The sequence below is a fragment of the Kitasatospora sp. NPDC059722 genome (assembly GCF_042733235.1).
Taxonomy (GTDB): Bacteria; Actinomycetota; Actinomycetes; order Streptomycetales; family Streptomycetaceae; genus Kitasatospora.
This window is the reverse complement of record NZ_JBHWGD010000057.1, coordinates 1-16,095: the sequence shown is the minus strand read 5'-3', so window position 1 is coordinate 16,095 and position 16,095 is coordinate 1. Positions and strand designations below refer to the sequence as shown.

Here is a 16,095-nt window from a genome sequence, read left to right as displayed (position 1 = left end):
CCCTCCCCCCTCTCCCCTCCTCGCCCCCTCCCCCCCTCTCCCCCTCCTCCCGCCCCCCCCCCGCCCCTTTTCCGGCGCTCCGGCTACTGGACCCCGGCCGAGGCGCAGGCCGCCGCGAACTGCTGGGTGCAGATGTCGGCCGCCTTGTAGAGGCCGCCGCCGACCACCGTGGCCTCGACCTTCGCCTTGGTCACCACGATCGGGGTGAGCAGCAGCGAGGGGATCTGCAGCCCGTTGCTGGAGGTGAGGGTGGTCGCGGTCGTGCTGATGTCCATGCCCTCGGCGAGCTGGACGGCGATGCTGCCGGCCGCGTCCGTCTCCGGCTTGTACGGCTTGTAGATGGTGTAGGCCTGCTCGCCGGTGAGGATCCGGCGCACCGCGTCGATGGACGCGTCCTGGCCGCCCACGGGGACGTTCTTGATGCCCGCGGTCTTCAGCGCCTCGATGACGGCGCCGGCCATGCCGTCGTTCCCGGCGTAGACGGCCTGGATGCCGTCCTTCCCGAGGCTCTGGATGGCCTCGTTCATCTTCGCCGTGGCGACGTCGGTCTTCCACTCGCCGGACTGCTCGTAGGCGATCTTCTTGACCTTGCCGTCCAGCACCTGGTGCGCGCCCGCCTTGAACTGCGCGGCGTTGGGGTCGGACTCGGCGCCGTCGATCATCACGACGTTGGCCGAGGAGGCCTTGGAGCCGAGCGCGTCGAGCAGGGACTGGCCCTGGAGTTCGCCGGTGCGCTCGTTGTCGAAGGACACGTACGCGGCGACCTTGCCCTGCGCCAGCCGGTCGTAGGACACGACCTTGATGCCCTTGGCGTTGGCGGCGTCGACCCACGGTGCGGTGACCTTGGCGTCGACCGGGTCGAGCAGGATGACCTTCACGCCCTTGGCGACCAGGTCGTCGAACTGCTTCTTCTGGGTGATCGCCTCGCCGCCCGCGTTGGCGTAGTCGAGGGTGCACTGGGTGCAGAGGCCGGTCACCGTCTGCTGGATCAGCGGCTTGTCGAACGCGTCGTAACGCGTGGAGGAGGCGTTGTCGGGCAGGAGGAGACCGATGGCCTCGCCGCCTCCGCCGGAGGCCGGCTTCTGCGCCGCGCCGGTCTGCCCGCAGGCCGCGAGGGTGAGTGCGAGCGACACGGCGGCCGTGCCCGTGGCCGCGAGACGCATGGCTCTGTTCATGTTCGGTGGTGCCTCCTGTACTGCGCCGCGAACGGTGCGGCAGGGGAGGGAGTCAAGCCCCACCGGGCGAATGCGTCAATAAGGGGAGGAGACTTCGTTATCCCCATGCTCGATTCGTTATGGGATGAACAGGACTTTCACACTTTCGAAGATCGAATTCGGGGTGGATATTGATAATTCAGGGGACTTATTAATTGCGGACGAGGGTGCGGTGGGCCAGGGGGGATCCCCTCCGGCCCACCGGGGGCTCAGCTCGCTATCGAGTAGCTGTCGCCATAGACCTTCCAGTGCAGCGGCGGGTTGAGGTCGAAGTTCCCCGCATTGAGGAAGACCGTCTGCTCGGTGTCGACCCTGCTGGTGTCGGAGTGGGCCTCCTCCTTCTTCATGACCACCTTGCGGGCCTCCAGGAAGGCCTTGAGGTAGGTGGCCTCGTCGCCGCCCTGGGCCGGGGTCCTGGCCTTCTTCATGGCCGCGGCGCGAATGCCGTCGAAACTGTCGGAGCCGTCTCCGGGGCCGTGCATGACGATGGCGTCGTAGTAGGCGAACTGGCCGAGCGCGCGCAGCCCGTCCGCCTTGGCCCGGCCGACGGCAGGGTTGAAGTACACCCGGTCGCGCTCGTCGTTCTGGGCCTGCTGGAAGACCGGGTCCTTGGCGGCGGCGGCCCAGTCCTTGACGAACGGGGTGCCGAGACCGGCGTGCGACGCGCTGCCGTTGACCTTCTTCAGCGCCGGCAGGTACTTGGCGAGGACGCTGCCGGGCTTGAGCGCGGTGTAGTGCTGGACGAGGTCGAGCATGTCGCCCGTGCCGGAGCAGAACCCGATGATGCCGGCGGTGTAGCCGCGCCCGTCACCGATGTCCTCGATGTACTTGTACTGGGCCTTCCAGTCCAGCGAGGAGTTCTCCGCACTCGACACCAACTGCATCGCGATGTCCTTCTTGTGCGGGTCGTCGAGTCCGACTCCCTTGAGCCGGACGGCCGCCGTCGGCGCGGCGTCGGCCGCACCGGCGGAGACGACCACGGCGGGTGCGGCCACCAGGACGGCGGCGAGGGCGATGCCGAGGGCGCGGCGGGGCTGAGGACGCATGTGCACGCTCCGTTTCCCGTGAGGGTTAGGAAACTTTCCTAACGAGAAATTAGCGCCCAACAGCCCCGCTGCCGCAAGGGTTTTGACACACCCTCCTCAACTTCTCCGTCAGACGGCCCGGCGGCGCACCCACCACACCGCCGCCGCGCAGGCCGCGATCCCCAGGGCCAGCATCCAGCCGGCCTCGATGAACTGGAACGGCCAGAAGCGGTCCGCCGGCTGGTACACCTGGTGCGCGGTGTAGCCGCCGTCGCGCACCATCGCCTGGAGGTGGGCGAAGTCGCCGCCGCGGTCGTAGAACTCGCCCGTGCCGATCCGGTTCCCGGCCGGGTCCGAGTACCAGACGTCCAGCACCCAGCGCCCGTCCAGCGAGAGCGGCGTCATCGTGTGCACGGCCTCCTCCAGGGGCGGCCGGTAGTGCGTCCGGAACGCCTGGGCGACGAAGGGCAGGGCCACGGAGCCCGCGAGCCCGACGCCCACCGCCACCACCGTGCGGCGCAGCACCGCGCCCGCGAGCACGGCCAGCCCGAAGGTCAGCAGCACCCGGCCGGCCATCACCGGCCAGGTCTGCATGAAGATGTCCGGGTTGAACTGCCCCGCCTCGCGGACCAGCGGCTCGCTCCACCACCGTTGCACCACCCCGAACAGCGCGGCCACGACCACGACGGCGCCGCCGACCACGGTCACCGCGCCGACCGTCCAGCGGGAGCGTCCGGCGCCCTGGGTCCACGCGAAGCGGACCGTGCCGTGCTCGAACTCCCTCGCCAGCAGCGGTCCCCCGGCGAAGGCGCCGAACCCGCCGCCGAGCACGTAGAGCACCCCGTCGAGGGTCTGCAACGGCATGCCGTACTGGTGGATGAACTGCTTGTACTTGGCCAGGCACGCGACGGTGTCCGGGTCGCAGGAGTCGGCCCCGAGGCGGTGCAGGCCGGCGTGGACGTACCAGCCGTGCAGCAGCATCGCGACGGACAGCGCCGCCATCACGCCGACCAGGGTCAGCACGGCCGTGCGGTGGCGGATGGCGGCGGCGCGCAGGACGGCGCTGCGGCGCGGCGAGGCGGTGGCCGCACCAAGGGCGATTGCGCTCACGACTGCAGGACCTTCTCGTTCGGACGGACGGCCCCGCGCGGGCCGGGGAGGGCGGAGGCGGCCGGCTCGCGCAGGTAGGCGATCACCAACTCCTCCAGGCCGACGCGCTGTTGGCGCCAGCCGTCGGAGACCGGGGCGTCCAGGCCGCCGGTGCGGACCAGCAGGTGGGACTGGACGCCGGCCCGGCGGTCGCGGACCACCGGCAGCCGCCCGGCGACCGCGTCGGCCTCGGCGGTCGGGCCGGTGAGCATCCGGTGGCCGGCCACCAGGTCGTCCACCTCCCCCGCCACCTGGACCCGGCCGCCGCCGAGCACCACCAGGTAGTCGCAGCTCTGCTCCAGCTCGTTGACGGCGTGCGAGGAGAAGACCACCGAGAGGCCGTCCTCGGCCACGGCGGTCAGCAGCACGGCCATGAAGTCGTGCCGGGCGAGCGGGTCGAGCGCGGCCAACGGCTCGTCCAGGAGCAGGAGTTCGGGCCGCTTGGCGAGCGCCAGGGCGAGCGAGACCTGGGCCTGCTGGCCGCCGGAGAGGCGCCCGTACTTGCGGTCCAGGGGGATGCCGAGGCCCTCCAGGTGGGTGCGCGCCCGGTCGGCGTCCCAGCGGCGGTTGAGGTGGCGGCCCATCGCGAGCAGGTCACGCACGCGCAGGCCCGGGTAGAGCGCGGCGTTCTGGGCCACGAAGCCGATCCGGTCCAACGCCTGCGGAGAGCCGGGGAGTTGACCGCCGAGCACGGTCATCGCGCCCGCACTGGGCAGGGTCAGGCCGGCCGCCAGGCCGAGCAGCGTGGTCTTGCCGGCGCCGTTCGGGCCGACCAGGGCCACGACGTGCCCGGCCGGGACGGCGAGGTTGCAGTCCCGCAGCGCCCAGGAGCGGCGGTAGCGCTTGCCCAGCCCGCCGCAGTCGATCACCGTGTCGACGGCCGTCACGCCACCACCCCGTCCCGGCCTTCACGCAGGTCGCGCAGCGCGTCCTCGAACACCGCGGCCATCCCCCCCTCGTCCAGCCCGGCGGCCCGCGCCGAGCGCATCCAGTCCAGCAACCCCCGCCGCAGCACCGCCCGTTCGCGCAACGGCACCACCCCGGCGGGCAGCCCGCGCACGAACGTGCCCTGCCCGCGGCGGCCCGCCGCGAGCCCCCGGTGCTCCAGCTCCCGGTACGCCTTGAGCACGGTGTTGGGGTTGATCGCCAGCCCCGCCACCACCTCCCGCACCCGGGGCAGCCGGTCCCCCTCCGTCAACCAGCCCATGCGCAGCGCCTGTTCGACCTGCTGCACGAGCTGGAGGTAGGTCGGGACGCCGGAGGCCGGGTCGAGGCGGAACTCGATCGGCGAGGGCTGGTCATCGGCTTTATCTACTTCCATAGGTAAAGAGATAAGCGACGGGGTGATCGATCGTCAAGTCGGGAGGCCGGGAGAACCGGGGAAACGCGAGAGGGCCCCGCCCCGGACCTCGCGGTCCAGGACGGGGCCCTCTCGGGCGCTGCGGGATCAGGCCCCGCGCAGCACCGCTCCCGTACGGGTGACGGCCTCGGCGACGGCGGCCTCGCGGGCGGCCGTGGCCTCGTCGGCGGTCAGGGTGCGGTCGGCGGCGCGGAAGCGCAGCGCGTAGGCCAGCGACTTCTTGCCCTCGCCGACCTGCTCGCCGGTGAAGACGTCGAACAGCCGGATGGCCTCCAGCAGTTCGCCCGCGCCGGTGCGCAGCGCGGCCTCCACGTCGGCGGCCGGGACGGCCGTGTCGACGATCAGCGCGACGTCCTGGGTCGCCACCGGGAAGCCGGAGACGGCCGGGCCGCTGACCTTCTCGGCGCCGTCGGCGGTGAGCAGGTCGACGTCGATCTCCATCGCGGCCGTGCGGGCCGGCAGGCCGAGCGCCTTGACGACACGCGGGTGCAGCTCACCGGCGTGGCCGACGACCCGGTCGGTGCCCGCGACGACGAGCTCGGCGCAGCGGCCCGGGTGCCAGGGCGCCAGCTGGCCCTGGCGCACGGTCAGCTCGACGCCGGCCGCGCGGGCCACCGTACGGGCCGCCTCGACGGCGTCCGCCCAGGAGGCCTGGGCGCCGGCGCCCCACCAGCCGGAGGGCATCCGCTCGCCCGCGAGGGCGACGGCGACCCGGCGCGGCTGGTCCGGCAGCGCGGCGTCCAGCGCGGCCAGCTCCTCGTCGCTCGGGCGCCGGTCGACGGCCGGGCGCGGGGCCACGGCCGGCTCGTCCTTGGGCAGGAAGACCGTGCCGGTCTCGTAGACCGCCAGGTCGGTGTTGCCGCGGCCGACGTTGCGGCGCAGCGCCCCGAGCAGGCCCGGCAGCAGCGTGGTGCGCAGCGCCGGCTCCTCGTCGTTGAGCGGGTTGACCAGCTTGACGGTCCGGCGGCGGCGGTCGTCCGCCTCCAGGCCGAGCGCCTCGAAGGCGGGCTCGCCGAGGAAGGGGTAGTTGTTGACCTCGACGTAGCCGGCCCCGGCCAGCGCGACGCCGATCCGGCGGTGGACGCGCTGGGCCTCGGTCAGGCCCTTGCCCGGCGGCACGTCGGGCATCCGGGCGGGGACGTTGTCGTAGCCCTCCAGTCGGATGACCTCCTCCGCGAGGTCGTACGGGTCGGTGAGGTCGGGGCGCCAGGTCGGCGGGGTGACCTCCAGGACGTCGGCGCCCGCGACCGAGCAGCCGATCTCCTGCAGGCGCCGGGTGACGGTCTCGCGGCCGTACGCGGTGCCGGCGACCCGGTCGGGCAGGTCCGCGGCGATGGTGATGGTGCGCACCGGGTGCGGCGCGGCGATGTCGGTGACCCCGGCCTCGGCGGTGCCGCCGGCGATCAGGACCAGCAGGTCGACGGCGCGCTGCGCGGCGGCGCGGGCGGCCTCCGGGTCGACGCCGCGCTCGAAGCGCTTGGACGCCTCGGACGGCAGCTTGTGCCGCTTGGCGGAGCGGGCGATGGCGACCGGGTCGAAGTGCGCCGCCTCGATGATCACCTCGGTGGTGCCCGGACCGGCGGCCGGGTCGAGGATCTCGGTGGAGGCGCCGCCCATGACGCCGGCCAGGCCGATCGGGCCGCTGTTGTCGCAGATCAGCAGGTCCTCGGCGGCGAGCTTTCGCTTGACGCCGTCCAGGGTGGTGAGGATCTCGCCCTCGGCCGCCCGGCGGACCGTGATCGGGCCGTCCACGCGCTGCTTGTCGTAGGCGTGCAGCGGCTGGCCGACCTCCAGCATCACGTAGTTGGTGATGTCGACGGTCAGCGAGATCGGGCGGATGCCGGCCTTCTGGAGGCGGCGCTGCAGCCAGATCGGGGACTTGGCGTTCGGGTCCACGCCGACGACCGTGCGGGCCACGAAGCGGTCGCAGCCGGCCGGGTCGTTGACCTTGACCAGGTAGCCGAAGGAGTTCGCCGGCGGCACGTCGAGCAGCGCCGGGTCGGCCAGCGGCAGCCCGTACGCGGCGGCGGCCTCGCGGGCCACGCCGCGCATGGACAGGCAGTAGCCGCGGTCCGGGGTGACGGCGATGTCGAGCACCTCGTCGACGAGCTGGAGCAGCTCGATCGCGTCGGTGCCCGGCTCGAACTCCGGTGGGAGCACGATGATGCCCGCGTGGTCGTCGCCCATGCCGAGCTCGCGCGCGGAGCAGATCATGCCGGCCGAGGTGTGGCCGTAGGTCTGGCGGGCCGCGATCGGGAACGGGCCGGGCAGCACGGCGCCCGGGAGCACGACCACGACCTTGTCGCCGACCGCGAAGTTGGTCGCGCCGCAGACGATCTCCTGCGGCTCGCCGGTGCCGTTGGCGTCGCCGACGTTGACGAAGCAGTGCCGGATCGGCTTCTTGAAGCCGGACAGCTCCTCGATGGAGAGCACCTCGCCGACCACCAGCGGGCCCTTGAGGTCACCGCCGAGCTGCTCGACGGTCTCGACCTCCAGGCCGGCCCGGACCAGGCGCTCGGCGACGTCACGACCGGTCTCGCCGGCCGGCAGGTCGACGTACTCGCGCAGCCAGGAAAGCGGGACGCGCATCAGATCTCCATCCCGAACGGGAGGGTGAAGCGCACGTCACCCTCGACCATGTCGCGCATGTCGGCGACGTTGTGACGATTCATCAGGATCCGCTCCAGGCCCAGGCCGAAGGCGAACCCGCTGTAGCGGTTCGGGTCGACGCCGCAGGCCACCAGCACGCGCGGGTTCACCACGCCGCAGCCGCCGAGCTCGATCCAGCCCTCGGAGGAGCAGGTGCGGCACGGGCGGTCCGGGTTGCCCACGCTCTCGCCGCGGCACACGAAGCACTGCAGGTCGATCTCGGCGCTCGGCTCGGTGAACGGGAAGTACGAGGGGCGCCAGCGCAGTTCCAGGCCGGTGCCGATCAGCTTCTCGACCAGCACCTCGATGGTGCCCTTGAGGTCGGCGAAGGTGATGCCCTCGTCCACCGCGAGGCCCTCGACCTGGCGGAAGACCGGGGTGTGGGTGGCGTCCAGCTCGTCCGTGCGGTAGACCCGGCCCGGGCACACGACGTAGACGGGGGGCTCGCGGTCGAGCATGGTGCGGGCCTGGACCGGGGAGGTCTGGGTGCGCAGCACCACGCCGGAGTCGGCGGAGCCGTCCGGGGCCTGGACGAAGAAGGTGTCCTGCATCGAGCGGGCCGGGTGGTCCGGGCCGAGGTTGAGGGCGTCGAAGTTGAGCCACTCGGCCTCGACCTCGGGGCCCTCGGCGACCTGGTAGCCCATCGCGACGAAGGTGTCCTCGATGCGCTCGGCCAGCGTGGTCAGCGGGTGGCGGGCGCCGCGCGGGGTGCGGTCGTAGGGCAGCGTGACGTCCACCGCCTCCTCGACCAGCACGCGGGCGTCGCGCTCCGCCTCCAACTCGGCCTGCCGCTTGGCGAGGGCCTGGTTGACGGCGCCGCGGGCCTGGCCGATCAGCTTGCCTGCGGCGGCCTTGGCGTGCGGGGGCAGGGCGCCGATCTCGCGGTTGGCGAGGGAGAGCGCGGAGCGGTCGCCGGTGTGGGCGACCTTGGCCTGCTTCAGCTCGTCGAGCGTGGTGGCGGCGGCGAAGGCGGCGACGGCCTCGTCCCGCGCCTGCTCCACCACCTCGGGCTTGAGGGCCTCGACCTCGACCGGGTCGTACGACTTGTTGGGTGCCGACATCTCTATCTTCCCGTGCTCCTGCTCGTCCGTGCTCAGGTGATTGGGCTCGCCTTCGCGTCACGCCCGGCGTGGCCGGGGCACGGGCAGCCGATCTCCGTTCACGGGAAGGGATGTCCGCGGCACGGCCGCGCAGGGCGTTGCGCAACGCCAAAGGTCGAGTGTAGTCGCAGCGCGTTGCGCGGCTGCCGTCAAGCCCGTCCGGACCCGACCACAGCATGCTGTGTTCGTCGTTCATGCTCTTTCAGAGCATGAAGTCGGGCACCCCGGCGGGCAGGATAAATCGGAACCGGGCGCCGCCGCCGGGCGCGCGGTCGACGCGGATCGAGCCGCCGTGGGCCTCCACGATGCCCTTGACGATGTAGAGGCCGAGGCCGGTGCCGCCGCGCTTGGAGCCGCGCCAGAAGCGGGTGAAGACGCGCGGCATCGACTCCTCGGGGATGCCGCTGCCTTCGTCGCTCACGGTGACCGCTGTGCCTTCCACGATGCGGGGCGGGGTGCCGGAGCGCTCCCAGACGGGTGCCTCGACGACCTCCTTGGCCGGTGCCACCTCGATCGTGACAGTTCCCTCGCCGTGCCGCACCGCATTTTCCAGCAGGTTGGCGAGCACCTGGTCGACCTTGTCCGGGTCCGCCCACAGCACGGTCAGCGGCTCGGTGATCCGGACGTCGAAGCGCTCCTCGGGGATGCCGGTGGCGACCTTGCGCTCGACGTGCCGGCGCACCGCCGCGGCCACGTCCACGACCTGCTTGCGCAGCTCCAGCCGGCCCGCGTCGATCCGCGAGATGTCCAGCAGCTCGGCGATCAGCCGGGTGACCCGGTCCGCGTCGGCGTCGACGGTCTCCAGCATCAGCCGCTTCTGCCCGTCGGTGAACCGCTCCCACTTGGCCAGCAGCGTCGCGGTGAAGCCCTTGACGCTGGTCAGCGGCGAGCGCAGCTCGTGCGCGACGGTGGCGATCAGCTCGGCGTGGCTGCGCTCGGTGCGCCGGCGGTCCTCGGTGCCGCGCAGGGCGATCACCAGGCGCTCCAGGGGCCCCAGCGGCACGGCCCGCACGTAGCGGGCGGAGACCAGCACCTCCCGGCCGCCGGGCAGCAGCAGGTTGCGCTCGGGCTGGCCGGTGCGGATCGCGAGGCCGCCGTACGGGTCGGTCAGCTGCCACCAGCGGCGCCCGTCGAGGTCCTCCAGCGGGAGGACGTCGTCCAGGGCGCTGCCCAGCGCGGCCTCCGGGGGCACGCCGGTGATCCGGGCCGCGGCCCGGTTGAAGCGGACCACCCGGCCGAGCGCGTCGGCGACCACCAGGCCGTCCGGCAGGTCGTCCGGGTCGAGCTCGGGCCCGTTGCCGACCATGGGTGTCCTCCCCGATTACCCACCGTGCCGTTCCCCCCACCGAGGCAGACCCTAGCGCCTCCATGCCCCCGGTAGTAGGGCCTGGCGGGTGGATCGTGCGGGGTGCCGTCAGCCGTTCGAGCGACAGCCGCCGGGCCCGCGCTGCGCCCGGGCCGAGGCGTAGAGGCAGACGGCCGCGGCGGTGGCCAGGTTGAGGCTCTCGGCGTGTCCGTGGATCGGCACGCGCACGACCTCGTCGGTGAGCGCGCGGGTCTCTTCCGGGAGCCCCCACGCCTCGTTGCCGAACACCCATGCGCCGGGTGCGCCCAGGGTGCCCTCGTCGAGCTCCTGGTCGAGGTCCCGCTCCCCCGCGCCGTCGGCGGCTAGCACCCGGATCCCGGCCGCGCGCAGCTGCCCGACGGCCTCCTCGACCGGCACGCCGACGGCGACCGGCAGGTGGAACAGGCTGCCGACGGAGGCCCGGACAGCCTTCGGGTTGTACAGGTCCACGGAGGCGTCGGTGAGCACCACGGCGTCCGCGCCGGCCGCGTCGGCGGTGCGCAGCACGGTGCCGGCGTTCCCGGGGTCGCGCACGTGGGCGAGGATCGCGACGAGCTTCGGGCGGGCCGCCAGGACGTCGGCGAACGGGGTGTCGATGAAGCGGCAGAGCGCGACGATGCCTTGCGGGGTCACCGTGTCGCAGATCCCGGCGATCACCTCGTCGGTCGCGGTCAGCACCGCGAGCCCCTCGTCCAGCGCGGACTCCACGATCCCGGCGTGCCGCTCGGCGGCCTCCGGGGTCACGTACACCTCGACCACCGCGTGCTCGCCCGAGCCCGGCAGCCGGCCGTACGCGACGGCCTCCCGGACGGCCTGCGGGCCCTCGGCCAGGAAGCGGCGCTCCTTGGTGCGCTGGTTCCGCTTGGCGAGCCGGCGGGCGGCGACGACGCGCGGCGAGCGCAGGGAGGTCAGCAGGGGGGTGTCGGTGCTCGGCATGGTCTCGTTCTCTGGGGCTCTGTGAAGGGGGCGCTGAGGGACGGGGGCGCTGAGGGACGTGCGCCGAGGGACGCGGCGCCGAAGGACGGGGAAAACGCAGAACCGGACCCGCAGGAGAGCCTGCGGGTCCGGTCGGAGCTCAACCGATCCTGGAGGATCAGGCGGCGTCGGCGGCGGCCTTCGGGGCGTTCACGTCGGCCGGCAGCGCCTTCTGGGCGACCTCGACCAGGGAGGCGAACGCACCCGGGTCGTTGACGGCCAGGTCGGCCAGCATCTTGCGGTCGATCTCGACGCTGGCGGCCTTCAGGCCCTGCACGAAGCGGTTGTAGGTGATGCCGTTGGCACGGGCCGCAGCGTTGATGCGCTGGATCCACAGCTGACGGAAGTCGCCCTTGCGCTTCTTGCGGTCGTTGAAGTTGTAGACCAGCGAGTGGGTGACCTGCTCCTTGGCCTTGCGGTACAGGCGCGAGCGCTGGCCACGGTAGCCGCTGGCGCGCTCCAGGATGACCCGGCGCTTCTTGTGGGCGTTGACTGCCCGCTTGACGCGTGCCACTTGATTACTCCTTGGGTTGGACCACGGACTACTTCACGCGGTCCGTCATTCGAATGGGTCGGGAAGGATCAGCTGCCCCGCACACGGCTCGCGCCGGGCGGGAGGGCGATCACTTGCCGAGAAGCTTCTTGATCTTCTTGGCGTCAGCGGGGGCCAGCTCGACGGTCCCGGCCAGCTTGCGGGTCAGCGTCGAGGGCTTGTGCTCCAGGAGGTGGCGGCGACCGGCGCGCTCGCGCAGCACCTTGCCAGAGCCACTGATCTTGAAGCGCTTGCTGGCGCCACTGTGCGTCTTCTGCTTCGGCATTTCGCCGTATCTCCTCGTCGGTCCCGTCCACGCCCGCGCGGTGTGCGCCACGCGGGCGTGAACTGGATGGATCTGCGGTGACCGGGCGGGGCGCCCCGTCACCGTGGTGGGCCGGTCTCCCGAGCGCCCTGGCCGTGAAGGCTCAGGCGTCCTGGGAGGCCTCGGCCGGCTGCTCGACCTCGGCAGCGGCCTCGACGTCGGCCTCGGCGGCCTCCGCTTCGGCGGCCTCCGCCTCGGCAGCGGCGTTCTCGGCCTCAAGCGCTGCGTCCTCGTCCTCGTCCGCGGCGGCGTCGGAGCCGGCGGTCCGGCCCAGTCGCTCGGCCTTGCGGGCGTCCGCGAGGGCGCGGGCCTCGGCCATCGCCTCGGTCTTCTTCTTGTGCGGGCCAAGAACCATGATCATGTTCCGGCCGTCCTGCTTCGGCGAGGACTCGACGAAGCCCAGGTCCTGGACGTCGTCGGCGAGCCGCTGCAGCAGACGGAAGCCCAGCTCGGGGCGGGACTGCTCACGACCGCGGAACATGATCGTGATCTTGACCTTGTCGCCCTGCTTGAGGAACCGGACGACGTGACCCTTCTTGGTGTCATAGTCGTGCGGGTCGATCTTCGGCCGGAGCTTCATCTCCTTGATGACCGTGTGCGCCTGGTTCTTGCGCGCCTCACGGGCCTTCATGGCCGACTCGTACTTGAACTTGCCGTAGTCCATGAGCTTGCACACCGGCGGCCGGGCGGTCGCCGCGACCTCGACCAGGTCGAGGTCGTACTCCTGCGCGAGCTCCAGCGCCTTGGCAAGCGGCACGATGCCGACCTGCTCGCCGCTGGGACCGACGAGTCGCACCTCCGGAACGCGAATCCGGTCGTTGATGCGGGGCTCGGTGCTGATGGGGCCTCCTCGGTTGCACCTTCTGCGATGCGGCCGTCGGACGGCGGTCGCACGTAGTGGACTCGACCACTGGGCGGGGCTTCATTCGTGCTGCGCTGCCCGGCACCTGCTCGGCACCATCTGCACCCGCGACACGAAAAAAGCCCCGCTCGGTACAAGCGGGGCTCCACACAATCCGGGGGCGGCACCCGGTGAGGGGCGCTGCGGCGACTCGGCGCCGTGGCGCCCGTCGCGGACCGGGACCCGTCGACCGCGAGGCCGACCAGGTGGGAGACTGTCGCGGTTGCCCTCTCGGGCCTCCTGGGTGGAGCCTCCACTTGCTGGCCGGGTGCCCATGCGGGATCCCGGCCGGTCAGTCTCGAAGCATACAGCGCCGGAAGGTCGAACGCCATTCCGCCCCGGCACACCCCGCGTTTCCGCGCTTTTCCGCGCCTTCCACGCGCGCGCACCGCACTTTTCGGCGCATTCCGGGGCCCTTGTACGCTCCAGGTGTACACGGACACCGGCACGACGGAACGAGCCCCCCTTGAGCAGCGAGCCCACCCAGAACCCCGGCGCGGACGACGACGCGATCGGCTTCGACGACCTGACCCGGGACATCGCCGAGGTCCCCGCCGTCGAGGTGATCACCACCGTCGCCGTGCACCTGATGAGCGCCGCGGCCGTCAAGTGCGGCCTCGCCGAGGGCGGCGACAAGGACAAGGACCTCGACGAGGCCCGCAAGCTGATCACCGCGCTCGCCGGACTGGTCACCGCCGGCGCCCCGGAGATCAGCAACTTCCACGCCGCCCCGCTGCGCGACGGCCTGCGCTCGCTGCAGCTGGCCTTCCGCGAGGCGTCCATCGTGCCGGACGCGCCGGGCGCCGGGCCGGGCGAGAAGTTCACGGGGCCGGTCTACTCCTGAGCGGTTCTCCCGGGGAGCACCTACCAACGTGGTAGGTGCTCCCCGTTCGTTTCTACCGCCGGTACAGCGGCTCCCCCGGCAGCTGCGCGCTCGCCGGCAGCACCGCCAGGTCCAGGCCGCGGTCCAGCCGGACGCGGAGCACCGGGTCCGCCGCCACCGCGCGGCCGACCCGCCGGGCCGCCTCCTGCACGCCCGCCTGGTCGAGCTCCGGGTCGAACACCACCGCGAGCACCCCGTCCGAGCCGTCCCCGGGGCCCAGCAGGCCGGACACCACCTGCGGCTGGTCCGCCAGCAGCGCCCGCACCGCCTCGCGCACCTCGGGGTCGCGCAGCGGCGGCAGGTACGGCCGGTTCTCGGCGAGCGCACGAAGGCGGGCGCCGGTCAGCTGGTAGGGCACCGGGCCCGCCGGGTCGATCAGCAGGGTGTCGGCCTTCTCGGAGTACGCGACCATCGCCGCCTGCGGGGCCGCCACCGGCGCCGGGCGGGCGTCGGCGCGCCAGCGGGCCAGCCTCTCCAGCGACGTGAACGCCGGCAGCGCGCGGCGCCCGTCCGGGGCCTCCAGCACCGGCACCGCCATGTCGCTGGTCTTGTCGTGCTTGTGCCCGTGCTCGTCCACCTCGACCTCGCCGAGCAGGGCGACGATCGGGACCATCAGCCGGGTCGGGGTGAGCGCCGCCAGCACCTCGGGCTCGGCCGAGCGGTCCTGCGACCAGCGGGCGAGCGCCGCGGTCAGCGCCGCGTCCGCCGTGCCGTCGTCGTCGCCGAAGCCGGGGTTCGGGATGCTCTTCCCGACGAACGCCGGGTTGGAGAAGTCTTTGCGGTCCACCCGGCCGACCCTATGCCACCCCGTCCCGGGAGCCGCACAAATCCGCACGCGCCCCCTACCCACGGGTAGCCGGGTGTGGCAGCCTGCGCGCATGGTGATGCTCGAACCCGCTCCCAGCGCCACCCCGGTCTCCGACCGCGCCCGGTACGACCGGGCCACCGCACACCTGGACGGGCCGGTCGCCGTCGTCGACCTCGCCGCCTTCGACGCCAACGCCGCCGACCTCGTGCGCCGCGCGGGCGGCAAGCCGATCCGGGTCGCCAGCAAGTCGCTGCGCTGCCGCGCCCTGCTGGAACGCGCGCTCGCCACCGACGGCTTCGCCGGGGTGATGAGCTTCACCCTCGACGAGTCGCTCTGGCTCGCCCGCACCGGCCTGCGCGACGTCCTGCTCGCCTACCCCTCCGCCGACCGCGACGGCTTCGCCGCGCTGACCGCCGACCCGGAGCTCGCCCGCGAGGTCACCGTCGTCCTCGACGACCCCGCCCAGCTCGACCTGATCGACAAGGCCCGCGCCGGCGACGCCGAGGTCCGGGTCTGCCTGGAGCTCGACACCGCGCTGCACCTGCTCGGCGGACGCGTCCGGATCGGCGCCCGCCGCTCGCCGCTGCGCACCCCCGAGGACCTCGGCGCCTTCGCCGAGGCCGTCCAGCGCCGCCCGGGCTTCCGGGTCGTCGGGCTGATGGCGTACGAGGGGCACGTCGCCGGGGTCGGCGACCGGGTGCCCGGACGGCCGGTGCGCTCACGGGTGATCCGGCTCATGCAGGCCAAGGCCCGCACCGAACTGGCCGAGCGGCGCGCGGCCGCGGTCCGGCGGCTGCGGCAGGTCGCCGAGCTGGAGTTCGTCAACGGCGGCGGCACCGGCAGCGTGGAGAGCACGGTGGCCGAGCGCGCCGTCACCGAGGTCGCGGCCGGCTCCGGGCTCTACCTGCCCCGGCTGTTCGACAACTACCGCTCGTTCGACGGCCGTCCGGCCGCACTCTTCGGCCAGCCGGTCGTCCGGCGGCCCGGCGTCGGCGTGGTGACCGTCCTCGGCGGCGGCTACGCAGCCTCCGGACCGGCCGGCCCCGACCGCTCCCCGACCCCGTACCTGCCCGAGGGGCTGCGCTACGACCCGACGGAGGGCGCGGGCGAGGTCCAGACCCCGCTGCTCGGCGCCGCCGCGGACGACCTGCTGATCGGCGACCGGGTCTGGTTCCGGCACGCCAAGGCGGGCGAACTGTGCGAACGCTTCGCCGAGCTGCACCTGATCGAGGGCGACCGGGTCGTCCGGACCGTCCCGACGTACCGGGGCGAGGGGAAGACGTTCCTCTGACGCTTCGTCCGGTTCTGCCCTACGGTGGTGCCGAGATTGGGCGACGACAAGGGAGCGGCATGGACGCCGAGATCACTGAGATTGCGACGAGGGGCGCGACCGTCCTGGCCGGCCTCATGGTCACCTCGGCCTGGGACCGGGTCAAGCCGCGCGTTGCCGCGATGTTCGGCCGCAAGGCGGAGTCGGTCACCGAGGAGCTGGACGAGACCCAGGCCGAGCTGGTCGCGGCGCAGGAGGGCGACAGCGAGTCCGCCGCCCGGAGCGCGCAGGGCGAGTGGGAGCCGAAGCTGCGCCGACTGCTGGCGAACGACCCGGCCATGGTCACTCAACTCGTCGCAATCCTCGACGAGTTCGCTCCGAGGCAGGACGACCAGGCAGCCAACGTGACGATCATCAACAACACGATCAAGGATGGGAACCACCAGAACGTGATCCAGGCCGGCTTCTACAACGACCGGACCCGCTGACCTTTCCGCAGCCTTAAACAGGCCCGATGGAACGCCTAACCCCGGTGTCCCGTCGGGCCTTTGTGCTGCTC

The 16,095-nt window shown here is 72.6% G+C and carries 16 protein-coding genes; 3 read left to right on the top strand and 13 right to left on the bottom strand.

Going from position 1 to position 16,095, the window contains the following annotated elements:
- Positions 1-83: 83 nt before the first annotated feature.
- The 12 genes from ACFV4F_RS29795 to infC form a co-directional block, all read right to left on the bottom strand.
- The gene (locus ACFV4F_RS29795; protein ID WP_380443583.1) at positions 84-1,175 is read right to left on the bottom strand and encodes a sugar ABC transporter substrate-binding protein; all 1,092 of its coding nucleotides are present in this window, start codon (positions 1,173-1,175) and stop codon (positions 84-86) included.
- Between the two features lie 248 nt (positions 1,176-1,423).
- Positions 1,424-2,260: a chitosanase gene (locus ACFV4F_RS29790; RefSeq protein ID WP_380507011.1), complete on the bottom strand. Its 837-nt coding sequence runs from the start codon at positions 2,258-2,260 to the stop codon at positions 1,424-1,426.
- A gap of 108 nt (positions 2,261-2,368) precedes the next feature.
- On the bottom strand, positions 2,369-3,349 hold the full coding sequence (locus tag ACFV4F_RS29785) for a hypothetical protein (RefSeq protein WP_380507009.1): 981 nt from the start codon (positions 3,347-3,349) through the stop codon (positions 2,369-2,371).
- On the bottom strand, positions 3,346-4,275 hold the full coding sequence (locus ACFV4F_RS29780; protein ID WP_380507006.1) for an ATP-binding cassette domain-containing protein: 930 nt from the start codon (positions 4,273-4,275) through the stop codon (positions 3,346-3,348). The genes ACFV4F_RS29785 and ACFV4F_RS29780 overlap by 4 nt, the downstream gene beginning before the upstream one ends.
- Positions 4,272-4,709, bottom strand: coding sequence for a GntR family transcriptional regulator (locus tag ACFV4F_RS29775; RefSeq protein ID WP_380507003.1), 438 nt, complete (start codon positions 4,707-4,709; stop codon positions 4,272-4,274). The genes ACFV4F_RS29780 and ACFV4F_RS29775 overlap by 4 nt, the downstream gene beginning before the upstream one ends.
- A gap of 126 nt (positions 4,710-4,835) precedes the next feature.
- Positions 4,836-7,337, bottom strand: a complete 2,502-nt coding sequence (gene pheT, locus ACFV4F_RS29770) for a phenylalanine--tRNA ligase subunit beta (RefSeq protein WP_380443573.1) — start codon at positions 7,335-7,337, stop codon at positions 4,836-4,838.
- The gene (gene pheS, locus ACFV4F_RS29765; RefSeq protein WP_329928694.1) at positions 7,337-8,458 is read right to left on the bottom strand and encodes a phenylalanine--tRNA ligase subunit alpha; all 1,122 of its coding nucleotides are present in this window, start codon (positions 8,456-8,458) and stop codon (positions 7,337-7,339) included. The genes pheT and pheS overlap by 1 nt, the downstream gene beginning before the upstream one ends.
- A gap of 241 nt (positions 8,459-8,699) precedes the next feature.
- A complete protein-coding gene (locus ACFV4F_RS29760) occupies positions 8,700-9,803 on the bottom strand; it encodes an ATP-binding protein (RefSeq protein WP_380443571.1) in 1,104 nt (367 codons plus the stop codon).
- Between the two features lie 108 nt (positions 9,804-9,911).
- Entirely contained in the window at positions 9,912-10,778 is an 867-nt protein-coding gene (locus ACFV4F_RS29755) for a TrmH family RNA methyltransferase (RefSeq protein ID WP_380443569.1), read from the bottom strand.
- A 157-nt stretch (positions 10,779-10,935) separates the two neighbouring features.
- Positions 10,936-11,331, bottom strand: a complete 396-nt coding sequence (rplT, locus tag ACFV4F_RS29750; RefSeq protein WP_030055649.1) for a 50S ribosomal protein L20 — start codon at positions 11,329-11,331, stop codon at positions 10,936-10,938.
- Between the two features lie 109 nt (positions 11,332-11,440).
- A complete protein-coding gene (gene rpmI, locus ACFV4F_RS29745) occupies positions 11,441-11,635 on the bottom strand; it encodes a 50S ribosomal protein L35 (protein ID WP_030055648.1) in 195 nt (64 codons plus the stop codon).
- Positions 11,636-11,777: 142 nt separating this feature from the next.
- The gene (infC, locus tag ACFV4F_RS29740; protein WP_380443649.1) at positions 11,778-12,515 is read right to left on the bottom strand and encodes a translation initiation factor IF-3; all 738 of its coding nucleotides are present in this window, start codon (positions 12,513-12,515) and stop codon (positions 11,778-11,780) included.
- Positions 12,516-13,041: 526 nt separating this feature from the next.
- Between infC and ACFV4F_RS29735 the strand changes: the two genes are divergently transcribed.
- Positions 13,042-13,419 (top strand): DUF1844 domain-containing protein, encoded by a 378-nt coding sequence (locus tag ACFV4F_RS29735; RefSeq protein WP_329928691.1) that lies wholly within the window; start codon positions 13,042-13,044, stop codon positions 13,417-13,419.
- 52 nt (positions 13,420-13,471) lie between these two features.
- On the opposite strand, the gene ACFV4F_RS29730 is transcribed toward ACFV4F_RS29735, so the two are convergent.
- Positions 13,472-14,245, bottom strand: coding sequence for an SseB family protein (locus ACFV4F_RS29730; RefSeq protein ID WP_380507000.1), 774 nt, complete (start codon positions 14,243-14,245; stop codon positions 13,472-13,474).
- Positions 14,246-14,342: 97 nt separating this feature from the next.
- Between ACFV4F_RS29730 and ACFV4F_RS29725 the strand changes: the two genes are divergently transcribed.
- Both ACFV4F_RS29725 and ACFV4F_RS29720 read left to right on the top strand, forming a co-directional pair.
- Complete coding sequence (locus tag ACFV4F_RS29725) at positions 14,343-15,557, top strand: alanine racemase (RefSeq protein WP_380443647.1); 1,215 nt, start codon at positions 14,343-14,345, stop codon at positions 15,555-15,557.
- Between the two features lie 59 nt (positions 15,558-15,616).
- The gene (locus ACFV4F_RS29720) at positions 15,617-16,024 is read left to right on the top strand and encodes a hypothetical protein (RefSeq protein ID WP_380506997.1); all 408 of its coding nucleotides are present in this window, start codon (positions 15,617-15,619) and stop codon (positions 16,022-16,024) included.
- Positions 16,025-16,095: the final 71 nt, after the last annotated feature.